General features: G+C 23.0%; 16 protein-coding genes. 5 read left to right on the top strand and 11 right to left on the bottom strand.

All coding sequences use genetic code 11. The features are described 5' to 3' along the window. Nucleotides 1–118: 118 nt before the first annotated feature. The 3 genes from H9660_RS13875 to H9660_RS13865 all read right to left on the bottom strand — a co-directional run bounded on the left by H9660_RS13875 (nt 119) and on the right by H9660_RS13865 (nt 2,508). Entirely contained in the window at nt 119–877 is a 759-nt protein-coding gene (locus tag H9660_RS13875) for a DUF3800 domain-containing protein (RefSeq protein ID WP_191750978.1), read from the bottom strand. Between the two features lie 212 nt (nt 878–1,089). Then, nucleotides 1,090–1,572, bottom strand: a complete 483-nt coding sequence (locus H9660_RS13870; protein WP_191750977.1) for a hypothetical protein — start codon at nt 1,570–1,572, stop codon at nt 1,090–1,092. Nucleotides 1,573–1,944: 372 nt separating this feature from the next. Beyond that, entirely contained in the window at nt 1,945–2,508 is a 564-nt protein-coding gene (locus tag H9660_RS13865; protein WP_191750976.1) for a hypothetical protein, read from the bottom strand. A gap of 359 nt (nt 2,509–2,867) precedes the next feature. On the opposite strand from H9660_RS13865, the gene H9660_RS13860 reads away from it, so the two are divergent. After that, nucleotides 2,868–3,926 carry a replication initiation protein gene (locus H9660_RS13860; protein ID WP_191750975.1) on the top strand — a complete coding sequence of 353 codons (1,059 nt, stop codon included), beginning with the start codon at nt 2,868–2,870 and terminating at the stop codon, nt 3,924–3,926. Nucleotides 3,927–4,086: 160 nt separating this feature from the next. On the opposite strand, the gene H9660_RS13855 is transcribed toward H9660_RS13860, so the two are convergent. From H9660_RS13855 to H9660_RS13825, 7 genes are all read right to left on the bottom strand, one after another. Continuing rightward, complete coding sequence (locus tag H9660_RS13855) at nt 4,087–5,493, bottom strand: coiled-coil domain-containing protein (RefSeq protein WP_191750974.1); 1,407 nt, start codon at nt 5,491–5,493, stop codon at nt 4,087–4,089. Then, complete coding sequence (locus tag H9660_RS13850; RefSeq protein WP_191750973.1) at nt 5,493–6,053, bottom strand: hypothetical protein; 561 nt, start codon at nt 6,051–6,053, stop codon at nt 5,493–5,495. Before H9660_RS13850 ends, H9660_RS13855 begins: the two co-directional genes overlap by 1 nt. Beyond that, nucleotides 6,046–6,585, bottom strand: coding sequence for a class I SAM-dependent methyltransferase (locus tag H9660_RS13845; RefSeq protein ID WP_191750972.1), 540 nt, complete (start codon nt 6,583–6,585; stop codon nt 6,046–6,048). Before H9660_RS13845 ends, H9660_RS13850 begins: the two co-directional genes overlap by 8 nt. A 280-nt stretch (nt 6,586–6,865) precedes the next feature. After that, nucleotides 6,866–7,534, bottom strand: coding sequence for an ABC transporter ATP-binding protein (locus H9660_RS13840; protein ID WP_191750971.1), 669 nt, complete (start codon nt 7,532–7,534; stop codon nt 6,866–6,868). Then, a complete protein-coding gene (locus H9660_RS13835; protein WP_191750970.1) occupies nt 7,534–8,796 on the bottom strand; it encodes a hypothetical protein in 1,263 nt (420 codons plus the stop codon). Before H9660_RS13835 ends, H9660_RS13840 begins: the two co-directional genes overlap by 1 nt. Continuing rightward, entirely contained in the window at nt 8,793–9,827 is a 1,035-nt protein-coding gene (locus tag H9660_RS13830) for an ABC transporter permease (protein ID WP_191750969.1), read from the bottom strand. Before H9660_RS13830 ends, H9660_RS13835 begins: the two co-directional genes overlap by 4 nt. Before the next feature lie 144 nt (nt 9,828–9,971). Further along, nucleotides 9,972–10,313, bottom strand: a complete 342-nt coding sequence (locus tag H9660_RS13825) for a hypothetical protein (protein ID WP_191750968.1) — start codon at nt 10,311–10,313, stop codon at nt 9,972–9,974. Between the two features lie 329 nt (nt 10,314–10,642). Here H9660_RS13825 and H9660_RS13820 point away from each other — a divergent pair, with 329 nt between their 5' ends. From H9660_RS13820 to H9660_RS13805, 4 genes are all read left to right on the top strand, one after another. Further along, nucleotides 10,643–12,247: a putative polysaccharide biosynthesis protein gene (locus tag H9660_RS13820; RefSeq protein WP_191750967.1), complete on the top strand. Its 1,605-nt coding sequence runs from the start codon at nt 10,643–10,645 to the stop codon at nt 12,245–12,247. Nucleotides 12,248–12,991: 744 nt separating this feature from the next. After that, nucleotides 12,992–13,270, top strand: coding sequence for a hypothetical protein (locus H9660_RS13815; protein WP_207729488.1), 279 nt, complete (start codon nt 12,992–12,994; stop codon nt 13,268–13,270). A 124-nt stretch (nt 13,271–13,394) separates the two neighbouring features. Beyond that, a complete protein-coding gene (locus H9660_RS13810) occupies nt 13,395–14,300 on the top strand; it encodes an ABC transporter ATP-binding protein (protein ID WP_191750965.1) in 906 nt (301 codons plus the stop codon). Further along, complete coding sequence (locus H9660_RS13805; RefSeq protein ID WP_191750964.1) at nt 14,297–15,442, top strand: ABC transporter permease subunit; 1,146 nt, start codon at nt 14,297–14,299, stop codon at nt 15,440–15,442. Before H9660_RS13810 ends, H9660_RS13805 begins: the two co-directional genes overlap by 4 nt. A gap of 180 nt (nt 15,443–15,622) precedes the next feature. Here H9660_RS13805 and H9660_RS13800 read toward each other — a convergent pair whose 3' ends face one another. Further along, nucleotides 15,623–16,285 carry a helix-turn-helix domain-containing protein gene (locus tag H9660_RS13800; protein ID WP_191750963.1) on the bottom strand — a complete coding sequence of 221 codons (663 nt, stop codon included), beginning with the start codon at nt 16,283–16,285 and terminating at the stop codon, nt 15,623–15,625. Nucleotides 16,286–16,561: the final 276 nt, after the last annotated feature.

Here is a 16,561-nt window from a genome sequence, read left to right as displayed (position 1 = left end):
CTGGATTGACTTGGGGCATACTCATTTTATATTAAATATTATTGGGATGCTCCTGGATTGACTTGGGGCATACTCATGGAATAAATAAAAACTGAACAAATTTGTTCAGTTTTTTTATTTATTCTATGTCTATTAAAATTATATTCTCGTTCACCATTTCATAAAACTCTTTTAATTCCTCAAAATATCTTTCCTTTTTATTAAAATATATGTTAGCTATATATGCTGTAAAATCAGCCATTTGAATTAAAGGGGTTTTATAGCTATTTGATTGAGCTATGTATGGACTGATTCTGTCATTACTTCTTGTTTTAACATAATGTCTAAAGTAATTTTCAATTAAATCGTTTCCCTTATCAAATACTAATATTCCATGTTCATCAATACTTTTCAAATACTCTTCATATGCTTCTACTAATCCTTTCATAACTTGTTCATTTAAATAATACTGTTTTTCTTTATTACTTCCTGATACTTTTTCCTTAATCTTATTCTTCTCACACTTAACTATAATTATTTTTATTTTATTATCTCTTATAAATTCAAATATCTCTCTTATCAGAGAACTTTTTTCTTCTTTACTTAAACATATATACTCCTTTTTACCATGTATTAATTCTGTTGCATGTAGTTCAAATTCTCTAAATAAATATTGTTTAAATAAATACTTTACATCACTATTTTTTAATCCTTCTATACTTTTTGCAACTAGCTTGTCCATTATTTTTTTACTAATTTCTTTAACTTTGTTTTCTATAAAAGTATTAGCATGTATAAATAATTCATTTGTAATTACTACACCACTAAATAAGAATATTGGTTGATCATTGTCATTAATTTCTTTTGAACCAGAATCATCAATATAAAAAGTTATCATATTATTATACCCCTGTATTAATTAATTTATGACTTAAATTATATCACATTTATGGAATAAACTATTAATGCTTTAATCTATTAAATTTATTTTATTCTATTAATCTTTAGTGAATAACAAAAGCCAATGATTTATGATCATTGGCCCTATGTACATGTTTTACTAATAAAATGTATAAAATTATAATAGATATTTCAACTTACCACTACTATTTAATCATTTTGGGTGAATGTTAAAGCATATGTTCTAAATTGCTCAATGCTTTCTGTAACTTCATTTTCGGGCTTTATTTTTAAAATTATTCTTGGAATAAATCCAAATGGTTTCCCCATAAAAACTAAATTATCATCTCTATGCATAACATATAGTTCATCATTTATTTCATACGGATTAAAAAATTGTCCTTTATCAAATGCTGTTTTAAAATCCTTATTAAGTAAAAATTGATTTTCATCAAATACTTCAAATACATAAGGTATAAAGTCATTTGTTATAAATTCATTTAGATTATAAAGAATCTCATCGGATTTATTTCCACATCCTTTCACCATTATACTCCAAAGATTATGTTTTTTATGATTTATAGTAGACAATCCATCATCTTCATCATCTTTTATTTGATAGTTATCAGAACATGCATTAGATAAATAAATATCCTTAATATGCTCATTCACTTCAAAAGGGATTTTTCTCATTATATTACACTCCTTTCCTATTTAATACCATATAATACATAATATATTATATTACATTCACTAATTTCGTTAAATGAAATTTTCACGAATAAATAAAAAATTACGATTTTAAGCCATTTGTTGACTATACAAAATAAAAAAAATAATAGTTTTTAGTTTAATATAAATAAACTTATTCAAAAAAAGATACTATTTCGCAACTGTAGTTACGAAATAGTATCTTTTTTAATTTTTCAATCAAAGAAAAAAAGTATCCATCCCACAAAAATTAATACGTTTTTTCTTTTCTTAAATCAAATTTACTAAAGCAATATTTAGGTGATAGCCTAAATATTGCTTATATTATATCATATTTTCTATTATTATAATTATTTATAATAAATCTTCTCTATTAGATCTTAAGTACTTTTCTGTTATTTCATCTATTAAACTATTTAGTACTGTTTGATAGCTTAAATGAGGAAATATCTCTTTAACTTTATCAATCTTATCCCAAACTTCTTTATATAATCTTATAGTTTTAGCTATAGGCTTATCTTCACTATAGTATATTTTTAATCCTATGTCCTTTGTAACTTCTTTAGAACTATCTTGTATACGCATCATTTCTTTAAATGCTTTCTCCAGCATATCAACTTTTTTAATTAAATATAAAAATTCTTGATTTTGCATTAAATCAATAGAATTACTAGAACCTATTTTCTCAACAGCTGGCTCAGTTACGTGCTTTTTAACTACTTCGGGCTTTTTATAACCATCTTGCAATACAAATTGCCCGTTTATCTTTTTAACATTTTTTCTAGCTAATCTTTTAGCAATAACCCTTTCATTAACATTAAAATCATTTTCTTCAATATCTTTCATAGTTCTACCTTTTAGTAATTCAGTGTTAATATAGTCAATAATCTGTTCTAAACTCATATCTTCATAAATCATAACTAACCACCTTGTAACCAAATTGTATCTAATATTAATATATCATTTAAGTTAGTATATATGAATAAAAAATTAAAAATATCTTATATAAAACAACAACTTCCCTGTTGTTGTTTTATATGTTTTATTTAAAACTTTGTTTTAAATGTTTAGGATACCTTGAAAGCCTTGATATAACTATGTTTTAAAATTTAAATAATACATTTCCGTACCTAAATAATACATTTCCGTACCCAAATCTAGTTTAAATAATACATCTCCGTACCTAAATAATACATTTCCGTACCTAAATAATACGTATACTTGTATATTGTATTAGTATTTATAATTATGGTAATATATTCTTCAGGGGGGATTTTATGAATAAGGATTATATAGTAACTAAATCTAATACATTAGTAACTGCAAATTATGATTTGAGTTTACAAGAACAAAAGTTAATACTTACTCTTGCAAGTATGGTTCAGCCAAATGATGAGGAATTTAAAGAATATGAATTTAAGATAAAAGAGTTTATGGAGTTGTTAGGTGTAGATACAAAAACAAAATATACTGAAATTCCTAAAATAACAAAGGAACTTATGAAAAAAGTATTTGAAATAAGAGAAGGACAAGATATTGTACAATTATCATGGCTAAGCTCAGCTAGATATAAAACTGGTAATGGAGTAGTTGTATTAAAATTTGACTCGTCTCTAAAACCATATATGTTGCAACTTAAAGAGCTTTATACTAGTTATAAGTTAGAAAATATTCTATCTTTAAGAAGTAAATATTCATTAAGATTATTTGAGGTTTTAAAGTCTAATCAATTTAAAAAGGTTTGGATAGTTGAATTGGACGAATTAAAAAAAATACTTGGAGTAACTGAAAAGTCTTATTCAGTATATCAAAATATTAAAAATAGAATTGTAATACAAGCTCAAAAGGAACTTAAAGAAAAAACAGATATAGAATTTAATTTTGAAGAAATCAAAACTGGTAGAAAAGTAACTTCATTAAAATTTTATATTCACTCAAATAAAGTTAAAAAGACAACTGAAAATAAGATTACTCATACTATAGATGAGGTATCAGCAACAGTTGTAGAAGGTATTGAAGATGATATAATTTCAGAAATAAGAAATATAATAAACCGTATATGTAATAAAGATATAACTGATAAATCTGCAAATGAAATTTATAAATCTGCACTTGAAAATAAAGATTATGTTAATAAGACGTTAGAGTTAATAAAGGAAGTTGCACAGTATTCTTTAACACAAAATATAAAAGCTAGCTTCGTAGGATGGTTTAAGACTATGGTTATAAATTATGAAAAACCAATAAAAAAATCAAAGCAACTTAAATTTGATAATTTTAAGGGACGAGATTATGATTATGATGATCTTGAAAAGAAGCTTTTAGGATGGGATTAATAAAAAAGCATTATACTCATTTTTTATATTGAGTATAATGTCTTTTTTTATTTGTAAAAAGATATAAATAAACTAATACATTTACGTACCTGAGATATTGAAATTACTATATTTTAGAAATTTGCAATAGACATAGAAAATAGCCTATATTTTTATATAATTAATTAGATTTTAAGCTTTTAATTAAGTTATCAATGGCTTCTTTATCTTTTCTTTTAATAGATTTAGTACTACTAGATATAAACTCCATATACTTTTTCATATAAAAGAAATCATTTCTAGTTTCAACTTCAAAGTCAGGAGTATTATCATATATTTTTTTAGAAGCTATATAAAAATCAGATTTGTTATAAGCATTATCAGTGTGTAAATTAAAATTTTGCATTGTTCTTAGAGCCTTTGCCTTGGCCTCTTTAGCTTTTTTAAATTCATTGTATAAGTTATAGGCCCTATGCTCTGCATAGCTATATATAATTATCTGTATTTTTTGAAAGTCAAGGCTTAATGAATTTATTGAATTTAGTTGTTTTAAATAGCCATATGCTGATTTAAAGTTTCCAGTATCAAAAATAATAAATTCTAAGGTCTTATCTTTAATTCTAACTATAACTTTTGATATGTTATATAAATTCTCAAATACCTTTTGAACTTCTTTAACCTTTGGACGTGTTGTTTCATTTACGGATGTATTTATTTTATTAAATGCTTTTTCAGTTTCTAGAAGTTCATTTTCCTTACTAGATATTTTTTCTTTAAACTCATTTATTATCTTATTTATGTTACCTATTGCTGAATTTTTAATTAAAAAGTTTTTATAAACTGAACTTCTAAGTTTTTCTAAGTATTCAATCTCTAAATTCAATTCTTTGATTCCAGTTTTTAGAATTTTTTGTGATTTTTCATTTAATTCATCTTTAAAACTATTGTATTTTGTATCTAAGGTAAGATATTCATTATATTCTTTAGATGAATTTAAAAGGTCTATTTCATTATTAATTTTATCTATATGCTCTGCAAATTTCTTTTTTTCATTTTTTAATTTTTGAACTTCAAATTTTAAGTTTTTTATTTTTTCCTCAGTTTTTTTATACCAGTTATTATATATTTCAGTATTTCCATTATGATTTTTGAGAAAAACAATATCCTCAAGTGATTTCATAATAGATTCTTTATCAATTAAATCTTCACCTTGTGTTATCAAATGGAATTTATATGCCGAAGATAATAATTGCTTCTCTGTTGGATTTTTCTCAACCTTTTTAACGCTTATCCTATTCTTCTTAATCTTTGAGAAATCTTCTTCACTATCTCTTAAATATAAGTATTTCATTGCAGTATCAGAAAGATAAATGTATTTATAGTTTTTATTTATATTTTCCATACCTATTAGATTGTTTTCTATCATTCCATTAACTATAGTTTTTCCACTAGGTATAAGCTTTTTAAATTGATCTAGAAAACAGTAATTTCCTGCTTTCATTATCATCTCTAAATAAGGTTTATACTTAAATTCAGCAGCTACAAAACTATCTAAGGAAATAATATCATCTCTCACTATAGCTTTCATTAAAAACACTCCATTCTTGAGCAACCAAGACTAGTTGCTATTTCTTGCTTAAGTTCAATTTCAACTCTAGTATAACTAGATCCGATACTTTCAATAGCAATTAATTCTCCATTAACTTCAATTGCAGCATCAATGCAAGTCTTAAGGTCTCCAGATCTATCTGGATACATTTCATAATACCTGTCTATTAATTCTCTTTCATGCTTCCAGGTATCTTGAGTATTAGTATCTAGTTTATGATAAACTTCTGTCAGTTTAATATCATGTTCAAGATGATTGGTTTGTGCTGCACAAAAACTTGTAATTCCAAATTCTTGCCTACAGTAGTCCTTCCCAACTTTATCAAGCTGAATTATAAGGTTGTTTTCGCCCCGAACAATATGTTCGGAAGTCTTTATATATCCACTTTTCTCTAGTTTTTTAAGTCTATCCATACTAATGCCACAATACTCCTTAGCTTGACTTGAATTACATAATCCCGTCTTACTAAGCTGCTTAATAAGATCTCTATCTCTCCCAGTAACAACTTTTATAGTTGATGCCTTTCTTCCCCTAGCCATTAGCAAGCCTCCTTATAATAAGCTTTTCTTTATAAACTTTCTTATCAAGTATTTCGAATTCCTTACTATTTTCTATAGTTTCAACGATACATTTAAATTCATATGGCTTAATTTGCCCATTTTTAGCTTCATAGAACGGTTTTTGAGTTTCTATAACACAAAAGGTCTTTGTAACACGCAGAAGCTCATATAAAACGAATTTGAGCCTATCTGGAGATATGAACATTAGCACAAAGTTACAAAGCACTATATCAAATTCTTTGTCTTCATAAGGCAATCCATAATTTATATCATGCTTTATAAAATTAACATTAAATTTATTAGGTTTAGTGCTAGGCTTAGGATCCAGTTTATCAATACCATATAAATTTTCAAAACCTATTTTATAAAAGAAATATAAATTTCTATAATGACCACATCCAACATCCAGTATTTTATTGTTTAAATTAAGTTCTTGATGATATTTTTTTAAGAATAATAAATTATAACTACTATAACCTTCCTTTAGATGGTTACTTATGAGAAAGGACATACTCACTTCTCCCTTACCTTTTGATTTAAATTTTCAAATTGGTATAAACTTGTTTTCGAGTCGTAGCCATTAAAACCAATCTTTGATTGGCTTGTTTTTGCGTAAAGCAAAAATTTTCATGGCCATTGCATTCGTCAGAATGTAATAGACCGAAAACAAGTTTATCTAGACAAAAATATAAATTTCTTGTCTAGATTCTTTATTTAAATGTATTTTGCTATAAATATCATATGTAAATTTTATATTATAAATACATTTTCTAAAAACAAATTATTTTTACCTATATTAAAATACCATCTTCTATTTTTATAATACGACTGCATTTTTCATAGATAGATTCATCATGTGTAACTATAATTATAGTATGCCCATTTTTATTTAATTCTTTAAATAAATTTATTATTGATTCTCCTGTTTTTTTATCTAAGGCACCAGTTGGTTCATCTGCTAATATAACTTCTGGATTATTAATTATAGCTCTTGCAATAGCTACTCTTTGATTTTGCCCACCAGATAAATCTGTAGGATATAATGATGATTTATTACTTATTGAAAGTTCATTTAATAAATTACTTATATTTATTTTTTTTTCTTTTGTTATTTTTTCTTTTGAATATTTTAAAGGTAAAGTGATATTTTCATAAACAGTATAGTTTTTAATAAGACCAAAATATTGTAAAACAAATCCTATATTTTTATTTCTTATTTTTGATAATTTATTAGAATTTAAACCTTTTATATTTATAGAATTAAAGAAATAATTACCTTCATACTCATTATCTATACACCCTAATATATTTAGTAATGTACTTTTTCCTGAGCCAGATTTTCCAACTATAGCTACAAATTCACCTTTATTAATTGTTAAACTTATATTTTTTAAAGCTTGTACTTTATTTTCATCTTTTCCATATAATTTACTTATATTTTCTAGTTCTATAATTTTCATTAATAATTTCTCCTCAAAATTTCATTAATTGTTAAGCTTTTTATTTTAATTATTGGAAAAAGTGAAACTAATATACTTAAACAAAAGCTTATTAATACTAATTTAATACTATTATTAGTATTTAAGATTAATATTGGATTATCTTTATAAATAATTTTTATAAAGATAATAGTTAATATGATACTAATTGTAAAAATTACAATTATTTCGTAAAAAATTCTAATAATAATATCTTTTATTGTAGCTCCAACTAATAAATTTATTATATATTCTTTAATATTTCTTATAATCATGCTTGATAGTACCATTATAAAAGATAAAATAGTAAATGTTATCATAATAATAGACATTAGCTTAAAAGGAAATAAATATGCATTAAATTCTTTATTATATTTATTTATATTTTTATCTAATTTTATAATATCTAAGTCTATTCCAATCTTGGATGAAAAATCAATTAAATCAGTTAATGAACTTTCTTTTTCAAAAAAATAATACCCCATAGTTATATAATTAAATACTTTTAATTTTTGAATCATTAATGAATTTTCATCTGTTATACTAATCAATGGTCTATTTAATTCATAAGGGAGTATTATATAATCATCTAATACTCTAATATTTTCACCAGATCCATTTTCAGCTATATTACTATTTTTATTAATAAAACCAGTAACTATCATATTTTTAGTTGTTACATCACCATCATAATCTACATAAGAATATTCTATTAAATCATTTAAATTAAAAACATTGTAATAATTATATCCTAATAAAATAGGCATATAATCCTCATTAGATTTAGAAAATGTATCATCATATTCTATTATTTCTAATCCTATATCAGATAAATATTTTTCACTAATGTAATATGCCTTAGCTCTATTAAAAATCTTATTATTAACAAATACATAGTCTTTTTGATGTTCATTAATTCCCAAAGGCTTTTCAATATCTGCAAATATAGATGTTTCACTTAAAGCATATAAAGATATATCTTTATTTCTATCAATATATTCTTTTAAATCATATAATTTATCAATATCAATATCTTCTAATTCTAAATATTTTTCATTATTTACTACATAATAATTATTATTTGAAAATTTAGAGTTTAGAGTATTTATATTCTCTTGTAAATTAACTTCATTTCCTATTACTTTATATATTAAAATAAGTGAAATTACTAATTGAAGTATAGTCAAAACAGTAAAAAATGATTTATCAACTAAACTTCTTATAGCAAATTTAAAATTTATCATAGTCTAGCCCCTTTTATATTTTGATGTATATTTAATTTTAAAACTTTATTTACAGGAACAATTAAACATATTGTAGAAAATAATGTTGAAATTAAAACTACTATAATAATACTTTTTATATCAGTAGCAATACTATTATTTTCTATAGCAAACTCATTTAATAAACTTGTATACTTCAAATATTCAAATGTTATTAATGCGAAGATACTGGAAGAAAATAATGAAATAATATATCTTTTTATTAATAATAAAATTACATCTATTGATGATGCCCCTATTAATCTGCGAATTCCTAATTCGTATTGCTCAGAATCTATCCAATACATATTAATATTAAGTATAGTAATTAAAAGAACTAGGCATACGATTATTAACATAGAAATAACTCTTGCGTGAACAGCTAATGACTCAATTAGTGGATTTTTATTAGAGACTATAGGATTAGCTGTTAATTCAGCTTTACCAAATTTTCCATATAACGCTTTATTAAAATTAGCAATACTTCTATCAGTTTCATCATCATTACAATAGGTATAAAAATAATTATCTGCTGATTGTGAAAATTTATTATTGTCAACTATAGCAGATAAATTTATATATATATCCTTATTATAAGAAGACTTTTTTGAGTCTAAAAAACCAACTACATTATATTCTTCATCGTTATATATAAAAAAATAATTATTATTTACTTTTTTTAATTGGTTAATGATATTATCTTTAACTATTACTACTTTATCTTTATTCAAATATTCATTATATGAAATTAACCTTCCACTTGAAAGATTTAAATTGAAATCAGATTTTTCTCCGTTAAATATTCCATCTATTGTTAATGTATTATAATTATCAATATCAATAGAAACAGATAGAAATGTATTATCTTTTATATCTATGTTATTTAATACATCTTTTAAAAGAATTTTATCTGTCTTTCTATTTATGTAAAAAGAAACTGTATTATTCGGATAAATTAAATTTCTATTGTAAATTTTATTTGTAAGAGATATTACACTTGATACTATTATCATTGAAAAAACTCCTATTAAATAAAAAACAAAAAACAATATCCAGTACTTAGAAAAACTTTGCATTTTTTTCAATATCATAATTATTACACCCCAAAATTAAAAATTATAGAAGAAATATCTTCTATAATTTTTAAATAATTTTGATTACCAGCCCCAGCTTGTTGCACTTTGTGTTTTTGAATAATGATTAGCGCCAGTAAAAGTTTCTAATAATCCCTTTGATTTTACAGCATATGCATTACCACTTTCGCTACGATTATATGCTCTTTCCACTGAAGGATTTCCGTTTGCAGATGTATAAATTTTTACTGTTGCATATGAAAATGCAGCTTTAGTCCATGCCTCAGCATTTTGCGTTAAAAAATTTCTTCCAGTAGAACCATAATCATAAATATAATCTGGTTCAGCTGCGTAAGATACTATTGGTAATGAGAATATCGATAATGATAATAACATTAAAGATATTTTTTTCTTAAAATTTTTCATTTTTCTCCCCCCCCTTTTACATGTACACTATATCATTTTTTTGCTTTTATTCAATATTATGTAATTAATTTAATAAAAAGTATATTTATTAAATTGATTCATTTTTAACCAAATTATGTATTTATGATTTTTAATATAATAAAACAAATATATAAATAGCTTCTTTGTCTTTTCATACTATTGACACACTAATATTCTATTATTGTGTTTATCACAAAAAAAAGTTGTATAATAATAGAATAGAATTTATATTTTTAAACTCTAGATTAGAAAATGAAAATATTAAGTTTATAAATAATTAAATATAATAGCTTTTTTAGGAGAGATTTATGGGGAAGAAATCATTAGGAAAAAACTTTTTAATATTATCACTATCTGGTGTTGTTATAAAGGTTTTATCAGCATTATATGTACCTATTTTACGAAGGATAATTGGAGTAGACGCCTATGGAGTGTATGGTGCAAGTTATAGTATATTTATTTTTATATTAGCAATAACCTCAATGGGTGCTCAACCAGCTATAACTAAAGTAGTTAGTGAATTTAGAGCAATAGGAAATAATAAAGATTCACTAAGAACAATGATACTTGCCAAAAAATATTTAATATTAATTGGCGGTACAATAACAATCCTTTTTATATTTTTCGCTAAACCTATTGCGAGTATTATGAAGTGGGAACAAGCTACGATATCAATAATATTTTTAGCACCAACAATTCTTTTTTCATGCATTTTATCTGCTTATAGAGGATATTTACAGGGTATTGAAGAAATGAAAATTATAGCTATATCTCAAATAATAGAACAGTTAGCTAATATAATATTCAGTCTATTTTTTGCAAAACTACTTATAGATATTAGTTTAGAGTTAGGAGTTGCAGGTGGAACTATTGGAAGTAGTTTAGGGGCAATTACTGCCATAATATTTATTCATTTTAATAAAAAACCCTACCAAGAAGAGTATATAAATGCTAATAAAATAAAAAAAACAAATACTGATAAAAAAATAATAAAAAAACTATTAGTATATGCATTACCTATTACGTCATTAGTAGCAATGCAAAATGCTAGTGGATTAGTAGATACATCAATTGTAAAGATAAGACTACTAGCAGTAGGTTTTTCTAATAATGATGCCAATACTTTTTTTGGTATATTAAATTCTTATAACACTATTCTTTATGTACCATTAGCCATTATTACATCATTAAGTGCAGCAATTTTCCCTAAAATAATAATAGCTTTTACTGAAAAAAATAGAAAAGAACTTAAAAGCCAAATAAATTATGTATATAAATTAATATTTATGATTACTATTCCGTCTACTATTGGTTTATCAATATTAAGTAAGGAAATATATCTACTTATCTTTGGTGAAATACAAGGCTATAAACTTATGTTATTTGGTTCAATCGTACTTATTTTTATGTCATTAACAACAATTCAGAATACAATCTTTCAAGGTATAAACAAGTTACATTTAATTTTACAAACTGCTTTTGTTGGTGTGATTATCAAAGTTATAGTAAATTTTTTATTAGTAGGAATAAAAGATTTAAATATATTTGGAGCGGTTATAGCTACTTTACTTTCTTTCTTAATTCCTACAATAATAAATCATATAAAAATTAAAAAGATATTTAAAATAAAAATATATTTAAAAAGCTTCATTATACTTCCATTTGTTTCATCTATATTTATGACATTAGTTGTAAATATATGCAAAATAATTTTCGAAAAAGTTATAAATATAATTGAAGGAGAAAGACTTATAATTGCAATAGAAGTAATAATATTAATTACTATAGGAATATCAATTTATTTAGTATGTATGATCATTATTGGAGGAATAAGAAAAAAAGATTTAGATTTTTTGTTTCCTTCAATGTATAAGTTACTGCCTAAATTTATCCAAGAAATTATGCAAGATTAAATTATTAAAATAATTGGATATTAAAAATATACTAATATATATTAATAAATTTAATAAAGTAAAAAGTATACTATTTTCTTCTATTTAAATAAATATATTTTACAAAACAAAATAAATGTATGGTTTTAAACCATTTGGAAGCTATGGATTTTTAGAAAGTCCATAGCTTTTTGTTTACTATAAATAAAATTATAAAATCTCTCTATATAATCCTTAACTCACATTTGATTTTTGTAATTTTATTTCATTTATTTTATTTTTTGGTAAAAATAGTGTATAATATTCCATAGATGCTATATTTTAGGTGGTGAATGCGATGAATTCTTTTTTAACACTTTCAATACTATTTAGTGATTTTATTTAAAATGTATATCCCATTGATACATTAATATAACAATGGGATAAAGTATTACAACAGGATAACATAAATGGTATTTATTATAATTCTACTTTTGTAGAAAATCAACAATGCAAAAATATAACTTTTACTAATGCATATACTTACACTAATATCTATAAAGCAATCGCTGATTGGATGGATATATTAACAGGAATTATTTCTATACAAAGATATATCAGAACTTATTAAACATAAAAAAAAGTCTCTCTAATTTATAAATACTTTATTATAAATTTTCAAATTACACCTTTTATTATTAAAACAATTTCTAGATTAACTTATACAAAAACTTTTAGAAATTATAAAATTAATTTTAAAATTATTAATTAAATGGAGGAATTTTTATGAAAAAAACTTTAAAAAATACTTTAATGGCTTCTTTATTGTCATTTTGTCTCTTAGCTCCAAATCTTGCTTCGGCTAAACATATTGATTCTCTTTTATATCAGTGGGATGAACTTCACAAAAATTTTATGACTTCTACAGAAAGACATTTATATAGAGATATTACCTATACTAATGGCTATACTTTTACTGATTCACATGTAGATACTACTAAGTTGACAGATTATTTAGCTGGATACTATAGACTGACTTATACAAGAACTTATCGTACTTATTAATCATAAAATTAATATTTTTATCTTAACTTAAGATTAAGTTTAATTAAGAATAATAAAAAAATAATTTTTTATTATTCTTAATTAAAAAAAATTATAATTTCAAATTTTAGAAAGAAGGACACCAATGAATACACTAATTGTAAAAAACTTAAATAAAAGCTTTAAAAATATTAAAGTTTTGAACGAGATTAATTTCTCTATTGAAAAAGGGAATATAGTTGCACTAGTAGGACCTAATGGAGCTGGAAAAACTACGTTGATGAAATGTATAACAGGATTAACAACAATAGATAATGGTCTAATAGAAATAGATGGTACGTCTATTAATAAAAATCGTTCAAAATACTTATCTAATTTTTCATCTATTATAGAAACACCTTCACTTTACGAAATGTTAAGCGGATATGATAATATAAATTTTATTAAAGAAATTAATAATATCTCCAAAGAAAAATTTAATGAAATATTAAGCTTTGTCAATCTAGGTGATAGAATTTACTCTAAAGTTAAAACTTATTCATTAGGAATGAAACAAAAATTAGCATTAGGTATGGCTTTACTTACTGAGCCTAAATTATTAATATTAGATGAACCAACTAATGGTCTAGATCCATCAGCTTCATCAGATTTATGTAATTTGTTATTAGAAATGTCTCGCAAAATTAATATTAGCATATTAGTGTCTTCACACATATTGTCTGATTTAGAAAAAATATGTGATAAAATTATTTTTATTAAAGATGGTTCAATATTTTTAGAAAATAAATCTGATTCTACTATTACTTTTAGCACTATCCTTTTAACATTTGATAATATAAATGAAGCTTTAATTTGTATAAATAATTATTCAATTGTAGATTCAATTAGTGAAGTAGATTCTTCAAACATAAAAGTTAAAATTAAAACAGATAAAATCTCAAAATTATTAAAACTTCTTTTAGAAGATAACTTATATTTCACTAATATAGATATTATTAAGCATAACATAGAAAACTCTTATAATTCTATTTATGGAGGAAATAACAAATGATCCCTTTAATAAAACTTGAATTTAAAAAATTCTTTAAAAAGCCTAAAAACGTAGTATTAATCATACTGCTATTTGTAATTATTTCTATTTTTATCAACTTAAATATAAATTTAGATAAAAATATTTTAAGAAATACCAAACTTTCTATTGATGCAGAAATCGACTCTCTAAATTCAGCTTTAATAAATATTGAAAATGAACTTATTAAACTTCCCGATAATGACAAGTTAAAAAATATAAAAAATATCTATAAAGAGAATTTATATTTATTAGAAACTCAAAAATCTGCCTATGAAAAAAACGATTCTATTCAAATATTAGAATGCCAAATTAAATTAGATAAAAATCTTTTAATTGAAATTAATAATGGTTCTGTAATTACACCTAAATCAGTAGAATACCTTAATGATAATATATCAATAAACTCAATTTTATTAGAAAAAGGTATTAGACCAATAAACGAAAATTCGACTATGGAATCTTTTAATTTCTTAAAGCTATTTTTAAACAGTCCTTTTAGTTTATTAATTATAATTTCATTAATTATTTTTTCATCGGATATAATATCAAGTGAATCTGAGAACAAAACATTCAATTTATTACTAACTCAGCCCATATCTAAAAATAAGATTTTAATATCTAAAACATTATCAATAATATTAATAAATACTTTACTATTATTATCGATTTTATTAATAAATTTTTTATTTATTGGTTTCACTCAAGGATTTGGTGATGTAAATTATCCTACGAGATATTTTATAAATGGTATAATACAATACATTCCTATATGGAAATTTACAATATATCTAATTATATTATTTGTTTTATTAATAATTTTTATATCTATTTTATCTATTTTTACTTCATCAATATCTAAACAATCATCCACATCATTTTCTATAATTATAATATTAACTACTACATTTTACCTTATTATAAATAATGGATTTTTTAAAGGAATATCTCATTTAATTCCTTTTACCTATATAAACTTATCTTCTGCTTTACAAGGTTACTTAGCTATTAATACTAACAATGTTAATATTAATTTATTTAATTCTATTATTATTTTAGTAATATATTCTTTACTTATTTTTTTATTAAATATATTTATTTTTAATAAAAGGTCTAACTACTAGCGGATTAAAATAAAAGTAATTTTAGTAAATATTATAATGTAGTACTTATGAAATACACATGTTATAGCATATTTGTTTATATTATTACAACAATAATTTAGTGAATAACAAAATCCAATGATCATAAATCATTGGATTTTCAATTACTATAAATTCAACTTTAACAAAGTTATATATTAGTTAGTCTTCCAATATAACTTTAAATATCATATCTAAACTCATATTGGATTCTAGTAATAATTTTATAGTACCATCACTACTTTCAAAAATAAATTCTTTATTTTCAAAATAATCATTATCACTTTTTTTTATTAATTTTCCCTTTATTGGATTTTCTACTGTAAAATCATTAGCCATAAATAAAATTATATTATATTCTTTATCATTTAATACCTTACTTTTAAATCTACTTTGAAAACATAGTTGCTGTAAGTCATTAAAGTATAATATTCCTTCATTATCAGCATCATTATTATATTTAGATATATAAGGTTGCAAATATGTATATACATTTCCATCATATTTTAATCTCATTCTTTTTATCAGCTGTAACTCTTCTAATTCCTTCATCCAACCACGTATTGTTCTTTCTGATTTTCCAAAATATTTTGCGATAGTTTTATTAGAATGCCATACTATACCTTCATAGTTATTTGCATGTAATCCTAAGTAAATGTATAATTTCAATCCGTTTCCACTGATATTTTTTAATTTATTTCCTTCTTCAAATCCTTGAAAAATTATAAAATATCCTGAATTCTCTAAAGAGCTCATTTTCCAATATCTAAAATTTTGTCTTAATATTAGAGATTTTTCTTTATTTCTTAAATTATTAAAATTCACAGTACTTATTCCTCCAATTAATTATTAAAGCTTAGTAGTACATTATATATATTACTATAATGGTTATCTTATTGCCACATAACTAAATAAATACATAACTAAAATAATATTTTTTTATATTTTACGTTTTTTTTGCCACATAACTATAAATACATATTTGCATACTTTTTCGTATAATATAATTAAAGATAGTGAAGACTATTATTGGGATGCTCCTGGATTGACTTGGGGCATACTCATTTTATATTAAATATTATTGGGATGCTCCTGGATTGA

This window comes from Clostridium gallinarum (assembly GCF_014836325.1).
Taxonomy (GTDB): domain Bacteria; phylum Bacillota; class Clostridia; order Clostridiales; family Clostridiaceae; genus Clostridium; species Clostridium gallinarum.
Note: the sequence above shows the minus strand (reverse complement) of the source record. Positions and strands in the feature narration are given on the sequence as shown.